Raw genomic sequence first — 12953 nt, 5'->3', positions numbered from 1 at the left:
AGATCCGCTCGATGTGACGACGGCGGTCCTGGTCGCCGGCATCGGCAACGTGTTCCTGGGCGACGACGGCTTCGGCCCGGCCGTCGCCCGCCACCTGGTCGAGCGGGGCGACCTGCCCGACCAGGTCCGCGTCGTCGACTACGGCGTACGCGGCCTGCACCTCGCCTACGACCTGCTCGACGGCGTGGCCGCGCTGGTGCTGGTCGACGCGCTGCCGGGCGACGACCCACCGGGCACCGTCACGGTGCTCGAGGTGGGCCCGTCCGACGTCCCGGTCGCCGGGGTCGATGCCCACGCCATGGATCCCGCGACCGTGTTGGCCACCCTGCGCCGGCTCGGCGGCACGCTGCCACCCACCTATGTGGTCGGTTGCCGGCCCGCCACCCTCGACGAGGGCATGGGTCTGCACCCCGCCGTCGCCGCCGCGGTGCCGGAAGCGGTCGCCGCGGTCGACGTCCTGCTCGGCAAGCTCACCACCGGAGGAAGCTGAGATGTGCCTGGGCATCCCGGGACAGGTCGTGGAACTCGTCCCCGGGTACGAGGGCCAGGTCGCCCTCGTCGACGTCGAGGGCGCGCACCGCCGGGTCAACGTCGGCATGCTGGACGCGCCGCCCGCGCCCGGCGACTGGGTGCTCATCCACATGGGTTTCGCCGTCGAGCTCATCGACGAGTCCCGGGCCCGGGGCGCCCTGGAGGGCCTGGAGCTGATGGGCCGCGGACGCGACGAGAGCCAGCGGTCCCGCCGCCGCTACGACGTGACCGGCGTGGTGCAGGGCGTGGGGTTCCGCCCGTTCGTCTACGCCACCGCCACCGCGCTCGGCCTGAGCGGACGCGTGTCGAACACCGCGTCGGGCGTGACGATCGAGGTCGAGGGGCTGCCCGAGGCGCTGGACACCTTCGGGCGCCGCCTGCGCACGGAGCCGCCGCCGCTCGCCGTGGTCGAGGCGGTCGCGGAGTCCACCATGGAGCCGTGCGGCGGGACCGGTTTCACCATCGAGGAGTCCGGCTCCACCGGCCGCGCCCGCACCCTGGCGTCGCCCGACGTGGCCACCTGCGCCGACTGCCGCGCCGAGCTCCGCGACCCGGCCGACCGCCGTTACCGGCACCCGTTCATCACCTGCGTCAACTGCGGCCCTCGGCTGACCATCATCACCGCGCTGCCGTACGACCGGGCCACCACCACCATGGCCGGCTTCCCGATGTGCGACGCCTGCCGCCGCGAGTACGAGGACCCGGCCGACCGGCGCTTCCACGCCCAGCCGATCGCCTGCCCCGACTGCGGGCCGCGGCTCGAGCTGGTGACCGGCGACCCCGGGCGGCACGCCTGGCCGCCGGTGCACGGCGAGACGGCCCTGCGTACCGCCCGCGAGCTGCTGGCCCAGGGCCGGATCGTGGCGGTCAAGGGGCTCGGCGGCTACCACCTCGCCTGCGACGCCCACGACGAGCACGCGGTGGCCGAGCTGCGCCGCCGCAAGCGCCGGGGCGGCAAGCCGTTCGCGGTGATGGTCGCCGACCTGGCCGCCGCCCGCCGGGTCGCCACGCTGACCGACGACGAGGAGCGGCTGCTGGCCGGCCCGCAGCGGCCGATCGTGCTGGCGCCCACGCGCGGCGCCCTGGCCGGCGGCGTCGCGCCCGGCAACCCCGACCTCGGCGTCATGCTGCCCTACACGCCGCTGCACGAGCTGCTCTTCGGCCTCGACGGCGACGAGCCGTTCACCGACGCGCTGGTGCTCACCTCCGGCAACGTGGCCGGCGAGCCCATCGTCACCGACGACGCGGACGCGGTGCGGCGGCTGGCCGGGCTCGCCGACGCCTGGCTGCGCCACGACCGGCCGATCCACGTGCCGTGCGACGACTCGGTCACGCGTACGGTCGGCGGCGCGCCCCTGCCCGTGCGGCGGTCCCGTGGCTACGCGCCGCTGCCCGTCGCGCTGCCCGTCGAGGTGCCGCCCACGCTGGCCGCCGGAGCGGACCTCAAGAACACCTGCGCTCTGGCCGAGGGCCGCTACGCCTGGCTGAGCCCGCACGTCGGCGACATGGACGACCTGCGCACCGTGGACGCGCTGACCGCGGTGGCCGCGCAACTCTCGGACCTGACCGGCGTGCGCCCGACCCGGCTCGTCGCCGATGCCCACCCCGGCTACCGCAGCACCCGCTGGGCGCTGGAGCACGCCGGCGACCGGCCCGTGCACCGCGTCCAGCACCACCACGCGCACATCGCCTCGGTCATGGGCGAGCACGGCATCGGCGCGGGGGAGCAGGTGATCGGCGTCGCGTTCGACGGCACGGGCTACGGCGCCGACGGTGCGGTCTGGGGCGGCGAGGTGCTGGTCTGCGACTACAAGTCGGCGGAACGCTTCGCCCACCTCGGCTACGTGCCACTGGCCGGTGGGGACGCGAGCGTGCTGCGGCCCTACCGGATGGCGCTCGCGCACCTGCGGCACGCCGGCGTCGAGTGGGACGACGACATCCCGGCGGTGGCCGCCTGCCCGCAGGCCGAGCGGGACGTGCTCGCGCACCAGCTCGACACCGCGTTCGGCAGCGTGCCGACCTCCAGCATGGGCCGGCTCTTCGACGCCGTGGCCTCGCTGGTCGGGGCCACCCACACGGTCGACTACGAGGCCGAGGCCGCCATCGTGCTGGAAGGCCTGGCCCGCGCGCACGGGCCGGCCGGGCGCACGTACCCCATGGTGGTGACCGGCGCCGACGGGGCGCTGGTGGCCGACCCGGCCGAGCTGACCCGGGGCGTCGTCGCCGACCTGCGCGCCGGCGTGCGCCCGGCCGAGGTCGCCGCCGTCTTCCACTCCACCGTCGCCGCGCTGGTCGCGGACCTGGCCGACCGGGCCCGCGACCGCACGGGCCTGCGGACCGTTGCGCTTGGTGGCGGGGTGTTCCAGAACGCGGTCCTGCTCGACGCGGCCGAACGGCTGCTCGCCGACCGGGGCTTCACCGTGCTGCGCCCGTGCCTGCTGCCGCCCAACGACGGCGGCATCGCGCTGGGGCAGCTGCTGATCGCCGCCGCATCGTAGAGGGGACCACCACCGTGTGCCTGGCAGTACCCGGACAGGTCATGAGCATCGCCGAACGCGACGGGACGCTGATGGCCGACGTCGACTTCGGCGGTGTGCGCAAGGACGTCTGCCTGCAGTACGTCCCCGACGCAACCGTCGGCGAGTACGTCGTCGTGCACGTCGGGTTCGCGATCCAGCGGCTCGACGAGGACTCGGCGAAGCAGACGCTCGCCAACTTCGCACAGCTGGGCATTCTCGAGGAGGAGTTCGGGGCGAAATGAAGTATCTCGACGAGTTCAGCGACCCGGTGCTCGCGCGCCGGCTGCTAGACCAGATCCACGCGGTCACGACCCGCCCATGGGCGATGATGGAGGTCTGCGGCGGACAGACGCACTCCATCATCCGGCATGGGATCGACCAGCTGCTCCCCGACGGCATCGAGCTGATCCACGGTCCGGGGTGCCCGGTCTGCGTGACGCCGCTGGAGACCATCGACAAGGCGCTGGCCATCGCGTCGCAACCCGGCGTCATCTTCTGCTCGTTCGGCGACATGCTGCGCGTGCCGGGCAGCGGCCGGGACCTGTTCACCGTCAAGAGCGCGGGCGCCGACGTACGCGTGGTCTATTCGCCGCTGGACGCGCTGGAGCTCGCCCGGCAGAACCCGTCGCGGGAGGTGGTGTTCTTCGGCATCGGGTTCGAGACCACCGCGCCCGCCAACGCGATGACCGTGCACCAGGCCCGGCGGCTCGGGATCCGCAACTTCTCGCTGCTGGTCTCGCACGTGCTGGTGCCGCCGGCGATCGCGGCCATCATGGAGTCGCCCAGCTGCCGGGTGCAGGCGTTCCTAGCCGCCGGGCACGTGTGCAGCGTGATGGGGACGGGGCAGTACCCCGACCTGGCCGCGCGCTACCGGGTGCCGATCGTGGTGACCGGGTTCGAGCCGCTGGACATCCTGGAGGGCATCCGTCAGGTCGTCGTGCAGCTGGAGGCGGGGCGGCACGAGGTGACCAACGCCTATCCGCGCGTGGTGCCGTCCGCGGGCAACGTGCCGGCGCGGGCCATGCTGGAGGACGTCTTCGAGGTCGCCGACCGCACGTGGCGGGGGATCGGCTCGATCCCGGCCAGCGGGTGGCGGCTGTCGTCCCGCTATCGCGACTACGACGCCGAGGACCGGTTCGCCGTCGGCGAGATCCGCACGGACGAGTCGCCGCTGTGCCGGGCCGGCGAGGTGCTCCAGGGCCACATCAAGCCGCACGAGTGCGCGGCCTTCGGCAAGGAGTGCACGCCGCGGAACCCGCTGGGCGCGACGATGGTGTCGTCCGAGGGGGCGTGTGCGGCCTACTACGCGTACCGGCGGCTCGATCTGGTCGGGGTGTCGTCGTGACCACTGTGGACTTCTCGGCCTGGTCGTGCCCGGTGCCGTTGCGGGACACGCCGGCCGTGGTGATGGGCCACGGCGGCGGCGGGGCGATGTCGGCGGAGCTGGTGGAGCAGCTGTTCCTGCCGGCGTTCGGGTCGGCTGCCGCGGCTGACCTCGGTGACTCGGCGGTGGTCACCGCGGGCGGTGCGCGGCTGGCGTTCTCGACCGACTCGTACGTCGTCAAGCCGATGTTCTTTCCCGGCGGCTCGATCGGCGACCTGGCGGTCAACGGGACGGTCAACGACCTGGCCATGTCGGGCGCGACGCCGCTGTTCCTGTCGACCGCGTTCATCCTGCAGGAGGGCACCGACCTCGCGGTGGTCGGGCGGATCGCGCAGGCGATGGGGCTCGCGGCCGCGGCGGCAGGGGTGCGCCTGGTCACCGGCGACACCAAGGTCGTCGACAGCGCCAGCGGCGACGGGGTGTTCGTGACCACGGCCGGCATCGGCCTGGTGGCGGCCGACGTCACGATCGGCCCCCGGCAGGCCCGGCCGGGCGACGTGGTGCTGGTCAGCGGCGACATCGGCGTGCACGGGATCGCGGTGATGAGCTGCCGGGAGGGCCTGTCGTTCGGCACGTCGGTGCTCAGTGACACCGCGCCGCTGGCCGGTCTGGTCGCGGCGATGCTGGCGTCCGGCGGCGACGTGCGGGTGCTGCGCGACCCGACCCGGGGTGGGGTGGCGGCCACGCTCAACGAGATCGCCCGGGCGTCCGGGGTCGGCGTGACGCTGGTCGAGCGGGACCTGCCGGTGCCGCCGGCCGTCCGCGACGCCTGCAGCCTGCTCGGCCTCGACCCGCTGCAGGTGGCCAACGAGGGCAAGCTGATCGCGATAGTCGACCGGTCGGCTGCGGACGCGGTACTCGACGCGATGCGGGCCCACCCGCTGGGCGCGGGCGCCCGGGCGATCGGCGAGTGCGTGGCGGACCACCCGGGCATGGTGGTCGCGCGGACGGCGCTCGGCGGCACGCGGGTGATCAGCCTGCCGATCGGCGAGCAGCTGCCCCGGATCTGCTGAGATGTCGGCCGAGGGCGCGCTGATGTTCGCGCGGTACGCGTACCCCCCGAACGCCCTGGGTTATTGCGGCCCGGCCGGCGCGGAGGCGATGCTGCGCGGCGACGCCACGGCCGACATCGCCCGCCGCGCCCGCCGCTTCGAGGGCGCGTGGTCCTATCTGGAGTTCCTCGCCTCGACGGCCGGCATACCGGACCCGCTGGACGAGCGCGTCGTCGAGGCCTACTGGGTCGGTGGCGATCTGCTCGCCGGCGTGTCCTCGGCGTCGCTGGTCTCGTTCCTGACGACCCGCTTCGCCGGCCAGTCGGGCGGCAGCTGGCGCTCGGCCGGCGAACGGGCCCTGCCGCACCACACGTTCCAGGTGTTCGAGGTCTACCCGTGGGCGGGCCTCTTGCGACGCACGGGCCACCAACAGGCGCTCTCGGTGCTGGACCAGTGCCGCATCCGCACGGGCGTGGTGGTCGCGGTGACAGGCGAAACCGCGACGGTCGAGTCTCGACCGTTGGTGGCGGGCCCGGACGGCTCGCTGTCGCGCGGCGCCCCTCGACGGGAAACGGTGCGCTGGTCGGTGGAAGGTTGGTCACTGCTCTCCAACCTCACCCCGGGCGACCGGGTGGCGCTGCACTGGAACTGGGTCTGCGACACCCTCACCCCGGACCAGGCGGCCCGCATCGAAACCCTCGAGGCCCGCTACCACGCCGCCGCTGCGTAGGGTTGGCCACATGGACGCCGAGACGTACGCGCGGGAGTTGGCCAATCGGGCGATCGCCGACGGGGACGCGACGGGGTGGTTCGAGCGGCTCTACAGCGCCGCCGCTGATGGTGCCGCTGTCGTGCCCTGGGATCGGGCCGAGCCGCACGGTTTGTTGGCCGAGTGGGCGGCGCGCGGTGCGGTCCGGGGTGACGGGCGGCGGACGCTGGTCGTCGGCGCCGGGCTCGGGCGTGACGCCGAGTTCCTCGCCGGGCTCGGCTTCGACGTCGTGGCCTTCGACATCTCCGCCACCGCGATCGCCTCGGCGCGGGAGCGGCATCCCGGTTCGGCGGTGCGCTACGAGGTGGCCAACCTGCTGGACCCGCCGGGGGAGTGGCTCGGCGCGTACGACCTCGTGGTGGAGAGCATGACCGTGCAGTCGCTGCCCGAGCCGCCCCGGCGCGCGGCGATCGGGCAGGTCGGCCGGTTCGTCGCGCCCGGCGGGATGCTGCTGGTGATCGCGGCCGGGCGGGATCCCGAGACCGACTTCACCGGGCCGCCCTGGCCCCTGACGCCGGACGAGATCGACGCGTTCGCGATCGACGGGCTGACGGTCGGCCAGCGCGAGGAGATCCGCGAGCCCGACGACCCGATCTTCCGCTGGCGGGTGGAGCTGCACCGCTGACCGGACATCCGGGCACAAACCTCGTCGGAGCCGCGCCGATGATCTGCGACCATTGACGCATGGGGTTCTTCGAGCGCCTCGCCGCCGCGGCGGCCGAGCCGGAGCCGACGCCGGCGCGCCTGCCGACGCCGGTGTGGATGCGGCCCGACGACGTGCTGCCCGGGTCCGTCGGCATCGAGCTGCTGCTCGCGCACAACGACCAGGGCGCGGTGGCGGTCAGCGAGCTGCGGGCCTTCCCGGCCGGCTTCGCGTTCACCGTCGTCGCCGTGCTCCGCGAGGAGAACCAGCTCATCCATCGCTTCGACACCTGGGGTGGGCGGGAGCTGCGCGACGAGTTCCTGCGGCTCGGCGTCCAGTTCGCCGACGGCACGGCCGCCTCCAACGTGGGCGGCCGGATCCCACCGTTCGACGAGAGCCGTCCCGACGGTCCCGTCCTGCTGCCGGACAGCGGCGGTGGCGGCGTCCGGCGCTACGAGCTGAAATACTGGGTGTGGCCGCTGCCGCCCGACGGCCCGGTCACCTTCGTCTGCGAGTGGCCCGCGGTCGGCATCGGCGAGTCGACCGCCACCATCGACGCGGCGGTCATCCAGTCCGCGGCGGCCCGCGCGGTCCTGCTGTGGCCCGAAGACCTTCCCGAGGTCCATGATGGACAGCTGGCGTAGCTGGTACCACCGCCACAGCACCCGGTTCTACGGCCCGAACCGGCGCAACTCCTGGCTGAGCTGGATCGGCGAGGAGCGCATCGCCGTCGGGAGCCTGCCGACCGGGGTCACGCTGCCGCTCCTGCGGGCCGAGGGCGTCACCCACGTCATCAACTGCCGGTCCCGGGCGCAGATCTGGGTCTCGCAGGACCTGGCCGCCGAGCGGGCGCTGTTCGGGCCGGCGCGGGTGGTGCACGCGCCGATGCTGGACTTCGGCCAGCCACAGCACCCGCGGCTCTGGTCGGCGGCGGCCAGCTACGTCGCCGGCGTGCTCACCGAGGAGTCGTCGGCCAACGTCCTGATCCACTGCCACCAGGGACGGCGGCGGTCGATCCTGCTGACGTACGCCGTGTTGCGCCTCCGCGGTCGCGAGCCCGACGAGGCCGCGGAGCTGATCGCCAACCACCGCACCGAGGCCGTGCTGGTCCGGGCGTACGCCCAGAGCGTCGAGCGGTGGCTCGACTCGGGCGCCGTGCCCATCGGTCGGTTGCGACTCCGCTGACCCGAAACGCGGCGTTCACCCGGGGGAAGCCTCCGTCGACTAGTTTCGGCCCTGTGACACAGCGGGACGTGCCCGAGGAGCCGCACCGGCCGCTCGTCGACGCCGTGCTGAGCAACAGCGCCGCCCGCGCCGCCTGGCTCGTCGACGGCGGCCCGGAGCCGCGCCTGCCCGCCTCGTGGGCGGCGTTGTGGGAAGCCGCCGTCGCCCGCCAGATGCTCCTGGCGGACCAGACCGAACCCGAGGCGCAGCGGGCGGTGTCGACCCTCACCAGCCACCTGAGCGCGCTGCAGCACAACGCCGCCTGGTTCCGCGCCGACGATCGCCTGCGCGAACAGGCGATCGCCGAGACGCTGCTGTATGTCACCCGGCTCCGCACGGCGGTCCGCAGCCGGCCGGCGCAGCTGGCCTGGCACCACCGGCGCGACCCCGCCACCGAGATGGCCTGGCTCGACGCCTGGAAGGCCTGGGCGGACGAGCGCTGACCCGCTCAGACCGACTCGTCGAGGTAGGCGTTCCAGACGGCCGCGGCCGGCTCGTGCGCGTCGACGCCGGCGAAGAACGCCTCGAACAACGCCGGGTGGTCGCCCTCGGGCACCCCGACGACCTGGAGCACCTTGGGTCGGTGGACGGCGAACCCGCTCGACTGTGGACGGTAGGGGACCGCGATCTTCAGCGAAACCGGCCGCGGGCCGTATTCCACCGCGTCGACCATCAGCGCGTCCACCCGTCCGGCCGGCAGGTGCAGATAGGCGTCGACCACCAGCACCGCCCGCGCGGCACCGTCCGGATTGGACTCCAGCACCTCACGACCGGCCCGCGCGCCGTCCGCGATGTCCCCACCGGCGAACCGCATCATGCCGCGCTGGCCGTCGGCCGCCTCGTGGCCGAGCATCGGGATGAGCGCGCCCCCGTCCGACACGTTCCAGATGCCGTGGGCGGCGAAGAACCCGGCCAGGTGAGCGGTCTGCTGCATGCGAGGCAGCCTGCCACAGACCCGGCCGGCGCCGTGCCCCGCCGGGGCGACACAAAGCAGCAATGGCACCAAACCTGTCGGAGCCGCCGTGGACGGCCCAGCTCGATGCCCCGGCCACCGGCGTCACCGGATAGCTGGCCCTGACGGCGGGCCGCGATCACTCCATTGCGCGGATCGGCCTGGTGCTTCGGTGATCGCGACATGTGCGCACACGCGGAATCATGTGCACCGGCGGGACGCGGCCGGCGTTGACGCGGCCGACCCCGGGTCGGCGTCGGCATCCTCGTCGTTCGCCGACACGTCTCGGCGTGTGCGTACATGCCGAAACATGTCGGGTCGCAGAAGCACCACGCCACCCGGTCGCGACGCGCCCGAGCGCCCGTCCACGTCCTAAAGCGGGCGCGATGGTCGAAGATCCGTCGCCCGACGGCGCCGAAGATGGGGCCGGCGCGGGCCGGCCCCATCGACGGGTCGAGCGTCAGCGGGTTGCCAGGCGGCCTCCGCCGCGACGGTTCATCATGCCCATTCGGCCGCCGCTGAAGCGCGGTCGTCGGACCGCCTGGCCGGCGAAGCCGAGCAGGCCGAACAGGATGATCGCGCCGCCGACGATGATGTCGCTCCAGCCCGGTCGGCCGTTGTTGCCGAAGTGCGCGTAGCCGAACGCCCACGGCGACGCCATCATCCAGCCGCCGGCCACGACGGTGACCAGGTTGATCATCGGGTTCGAGCGGTACGCGGACATGCGGACCAGCGCCAGCAGGGCGACGAAGATGCCGATCACGACGCCGTTGAGTACGCCGCCGGCGGTGGAGCCCGCCAGCGGGTAGTCGAAGACGAAGCGCGAGATGATCAGCCAGACGCCGGCGATCAGGAGCAGGGCGTTGGGCGCCGAGATGGCGCTCTGCTGGACCCGGTCCGGGTCCGCCGCTCGGGCCGTCGGGGCGTAGCCCGCGTCGGCGGCCGCGGTCGTCCCGCCGTCGTCGGCGTAGGAGCGCGACTCCATCCGTTGGCCGCCCTGGGTCGCCATCGGCTCCGCGGCATGCCGGCCGGTCATCCCGTTGCCGGCCATCCCGTTTCCGGGCATTCCGTTGCGGGTCGTGCCGTTCATGGGCATGCCGTTGCCGGAGGTGCCGTTGCGGTCCGTGACCCCGTCACGGACCGGGTCGTCCGGCCGTGACCTGCGTGGGTTGGACATCATTCCTCCAGGTGCGCGTAGTTACTCAACGCTCCTGGTTGGCTACCCCTAGCAACTCACCGCAAAACGCCCTATGAGCGGCGCGATTCTGACAAGTCTGGTAAGTCACACTCCGGCCGGCTGGTCCGCCCACCGCATGACCGCACCGATCCCGTGCTCCAGCGGCGCCTCGTCCGGCCCCACCAGCACCAGCTCCGCGTCCGTCCCCGTGATGGCCCGCAACAGCGCCTGGTCCGCCCGTACGCGCAGCGGGTCCTCGACCCCCTCGGCGATCAGCGTGTCGGCGTCGAGGGCGATCAAGGACGGGTCGTCGCGACCGATGAACAGCGTGTCGGTCGACGAGAGGTCGTTGACCATCAGCACCGTCTCCACCTGCCGGCGCTGCAGCGCGGCGACGACGTCGGGCAGCCCGGTCGCCGACACGTGCTCGCCCCGCTGCACCTGGTAGCGGTCGATCGCCGCCTGCGTGTGCCGGTCCGCGACGTCGGCGATCGCCTGGATGGTCACGTCGTCCAGCGCGTCCTCGTCGGCGCCCGGCGCCCGCGAACCCGCGTCGGTCCGCACCGTCCGCTCCTGCCAGCGCTTCGGCAGTTTCTCCACGAACATCGGCACCGTACGCACGTCGCCGCCCACTACCACGACCTCGGCCCCGACGGCCTCGGCCAGCTCCGCCGTGGCGCCGGCGACGTCACCGGCGTTCCGCTTCCAGATCTCGTCGACCCGGTAGTCGTCGCCCCGCCGGTCCTGTCCGCCGGCGTGCGCCTTGTGCAGCGGGTACTGCTCACGGCCGCGTACCGTCTCGTCGACCTCGCGGAGCCGGGGTGTGGTCGCCACCGCCAGCCCTTCCAGATCGGCGCCGGACCGGTCGACCAGGACCCGGACATAGGGGACGTCCTCCCCACGGAGGGCGACGAGCGGCATCGCGTGCGGAAGCGCCGAGTAACGCGCCTCGTCGGCCGGCGGCGGCGCGTTCATCGGCTCGACCAGGGCGACCCGGCCGGCCCGGGCGAACGCCGCCAGGCCGTACCGGCCCTCCTGGGTGGGGTAGTTCAGCAGCGTGTCACCGATGACCTCGATGGTCGGCTGGTCGGCGCCGAGCTCCGCGAGCTGCTGCGCGAGCGCCCGCCAGCGGAGCTCGACCTCCCGCCCGCCACTCTCGTCACTGCGCGAGGCGTCGAGGTAGACCGACGCCCAGGGCCCCGGTTGCGCGTAGATCGGCCGCAGGTAGTGGAGATCCATGCCCCAGCGTCTACCCGGCCTGGCGGGCTTCTCACGGCCGGACTTCGCTCAGCTCCCCGCTCGTTCGCCACCGGCGCCGATCGACGCGTACACCTCGGGTTGGCTGGTCTTCAGCCGCATCGCGTAGGCGGCGCCGAGAAGGCCGATGACCACGAAGGCGACCGGGATGGCCCACGCCAGTGCGCTGTCCGGGGCCACGCCTAGCAGGGCGTCGAAGTTGGCGACGGCCAGCACGACGACGACCACCAGCACGACGAGGGCCACCGCCGGCGCGATCAGGCGGGACCAGACCGACTCGCCGTGGCCGTCGCGGCGGAAGAAGAGCAGCACCGCGAGGGCGGTCAGCGTGATCAGGAACAGCACGCCGAGGCCGCCGGAGGTGCCGGCCCAGAAGAACAGGTGGACGGTGGGCTCCCAGCCGCCGATCGCGTACACGATGATGACGACGAGCCCGATCACCGACTGCACCAGCGACGCGTTGCGCGGCGCCCGCGAGCCGGCACTGGTGCGGCCGAGCGCGGCCGGCAGCACCCGCTCGCGGCCCAGGGCGAACATGTAACGCGCGATGGTGTTGTGGAACGAGATCATCGCCGCCACGATCGACGTCGCGAACAGCACCTCGCCGATCGTCACCCAGGCGTCGCCGAGGTTGGCGCCCGCGAGGCCGAAGATGAGGCCGACGCTCTCCTGTTGCGAACGCTCCACGATGTTCTCCGGCCCCGTCGCGACCGTCATCGCCCAGGACGCCAGCGTGTAGAGCACGGCGGTGGCGGCGACGGCGACATAGGTGGCCGTGCGTACGGTCCGCTTCGGGTCCTTGGCCTCCTCGGAGAACACCACCGACGCCTCGAAGCCGACGAACCCGAGCAGCGCCAGCACCAGGATCGCGCCGACGCCGTCACCGAACAGGTTGCCGGGATCGAGCGTGGCCGTGCTGACCGCGCCGCCGGCCGGGCTGGCGAGGTCGGCGATCGAGTAGACCAGGATGATCAACACCTCGGCGCAGAGGAGTACGGCCAGCACGGTGCCGTTGACGTCGATGCGCAACACGCCGAGCACGGCCACGATCGCCCAGCAGACCAGCGCGACGACCCACCAGTCGGGGTTGACGCCGAACCACTCGTCGAGCAGCGGCCCGGCGGCGGACCCGATGGCGCCGTAGAGGCCGACCTGCAACGCGTTGTAGGCGACCAGCGCGACCCAGGACGCGCCGACGCCGGCGGGCCGCCCGACACCGCGGGCGACGAACGTGTAGAAGGCGCCCGCGTTGGCCATGTGCCGCGCCATCGCCACGTAGCCGACCGAGAACACCGCGAGCACGAGGCCGACCACGACGAACGCGACCGGGATGCCGGTCAGTCCCGTGGTGGCGAAGCCGGTGGTCACCACGCCGGCGACCACGGTCAGCGGGGTGGCCGCCGACATGACGAAGAAGAGCACCGCGGGTACGCCGAGCCGCCCGGCGGCCAGCGATCCGCTGGTGGCCTCGGCGTCGACGGAACGGGACGGAGCGGACATGGCAT

General features: G+C 73.2%; 14 protein-coding genes. 10 read left to right on the top strand and 4 right to left on the bottom strand.

Features of this window, described 5'->3' with window-relative positions; genetic code table 11:
- The first annotated feature begins 13 nt into the window (after positions 1 to 13).
- From O7635_RS31155 to O7635_RS31110, 10 genes are read left to right on the top strand one after another with little or no spacing between them, the layout of a single operon-like run.
- A complete protein-coding gene (locus tag O7635_RS31155) occupies positions 14 to 490 on the top strand; it encodes a hydrogenase maturation protease (protein WP_278084067.1) in 477 nt (158 codons plus the stop codon).
- Between the two features lies 1 nt (position 491).
- Positions 492 to 3029, top strand: a complete 2538-nt coding sequence (gene hypF, locus O7635_RS31150; RefSeq protein ID WP_278084066.1) for a carbamoyltransferase HypF — start codon at positions 492 to 494, stop codon at positions 3027 to 3029.
- 14 nt (positions 3030 to 3043) lie between these two features.
- Positions 3044 to 3292, top strand: coding sequence for a HypC/HybG/HupF family hydrogenase formation chaperone (locus tag O7635_RS31145; protein WP_278084065.1), 249 nt, complete (start codon positions 3044 to 3046; stop codon positions 3290 to 3292).
- Positions 3289 to 4395 (top strand): hydrogenase formation protein HypD, encoded by a 1107-nt coding sequence (hypD, locus tag O7635_RS31140; RefSeq protein ID WP_278084064.1) that lies wholly within the window; start codon positions 3289 to 3291, stop codon positions 4393 to 4395. Before O7635_RS31145 ends, hypD begins: the two co-directional genes overlap by 4 nt.
- Positions 4392 to 5447: a hydrogenase expression/formation protein HypE gene (hypE, locus tag O7635_RS31135; RefSeq protein WP_278084063.1), complete on the top strand. Its 1056-nt coding sequence runs from the start codon at positions 4392 to 4394 to the stop codon at positions 5445 to 5447. The genes hypD and hypE overlap by 4 nt, the downstream gene beginning before the upstream one ends.
- Position 5448: 1 nt before the next feature.
- Positions 5449 to 6156 (top strand): DUF6390 family protein, encoded by a 708-nt coding sequence (locus O7635_RS31130; protein ID WP_278084062.1) that lies wholly within the window; start codon positions 5449 to 5451, stop codon positions 6154 to 6156.
- A 10-nt stretch (positions 6157 to 6166) separates the two neighbouring features.
- Positions 6167 to 6820 carry a class I SAM-dependent methyltransferase gene (locus tag O7635_RS31125; protein WP_278084061.1) on the top strand — a complete coding sequence of 218 codons (654 nt, stop codon included), beginning with the start codon at positions 6167 to 6169 and terminating at the stop codon, positions 6818 to 6820.
- Positions 6821 to 6879: 59 nt separating this feature from the next.
- Positions 6880 to 7482 carry a hypothetical protein gene (locus O7635_RS31120; RefSeq protein ID WP_278084060.1) on the top strand — a complete coding sequence of 201 codons (603 nt, stop codon included), beginning with the start codon at positions 6880 to 6882 and terminating at the stop codon, positions 7480 to 7482.
- Positions 7466 to 8023 (top strand): hypothetical protein, encoded by a 558-nt coding sequence (locus tag O7635_RS31115; protein ID WP_278084059.1) that lies wholly within the window; start codon positions 7466 to 7468, stop codon positions 8021 to 8023. Before O7635_RS31120 ends, O7635_RS31115 begins: the two co-directional genes overlap by 17 nt.
- Before the next feature lie 53 nt (positions 8024 to 8076).
- Positions 8077 to 8505 carry a hypothetical protein gene (locus O7635_RS31110; RefSeq protein WP_278084058.1) on the top strand — a complete coding sequence of 143 codons (429 nt, stop codon included), beginning with the start codon at positions 8077 to 8079 and terminating at the stop codon, positions 8503 to 8505.
- Positions 8506 to 8510: 5 nt separating this feature from the next.
- Here the strand turns inward: O7635_RS31110 and O7635_RS31105 are convergent, their stop codons facing one another.
- The 4 genes from O7635_RS31105 to O7635_RS31090 form a co-directional block, all read right to left on the bottom strand.
- On the bottom strand, positions 8511 to 8996 hold the full coding sequence (locus tag O7635_RS31105; RefSeq protein ID WP_278084057.1) for a hypothetical protein: 486 nt from the start codon (positions 8994 to 8996) through the stop codon (positions 8511 to 8513).
- Between the two features lie 478 nt (positions 8997 to 9474).
- On the bottom strand, positions 9475 to 10191 hold the full coding sequence (locus O7635_RS31100) for an SPW repeat protein (protein ID WP_278084056.1): 717 nt from the start codon (positions 10189 to 10191) through the stop codon (positions 9475 to 9477).
- Between the two features lie 105 nt (positions 10192 to 10296).
- Complete coding sequence (locus tag O7635_RS31095; RefSeq protein WP_278084055.1) at positions 10297 to 11430, bottom strand: Vms1/Ankzf1 family peptidyl-tRNA hydrolase; 1134 nt, start codon at positions 11428 to 11430, stop codon at positions 10297 to 10299.
- A gap of 48 nt (positions 11431 to 11478) precedes the next feature.
- Entirely contained in the window at positions 11479 to 12948 is a 1470-nt protein-coding gene (locus tag O7635_RS31090) for an APC family permease (RefSeq protein ID WP_278085612.1), read from the bottom strand.
- Positions 12949 to 12953: the final 5 nt, after the last annotated feature.

Source organism: Asanoa sp. WMMD1127 (assembly GCF_029626225.1).
Classification (GTDB): Bacteria; Actinomycetota; Actinomycetes; order Mycobacteriales; family Micromonosporaceae; genus Asanoa.
The sequence above is the reverse complement of the archived record's forward strand: the minus strand, read 5'-3'. Positions and strand labels throughout refer to the sequence as shown.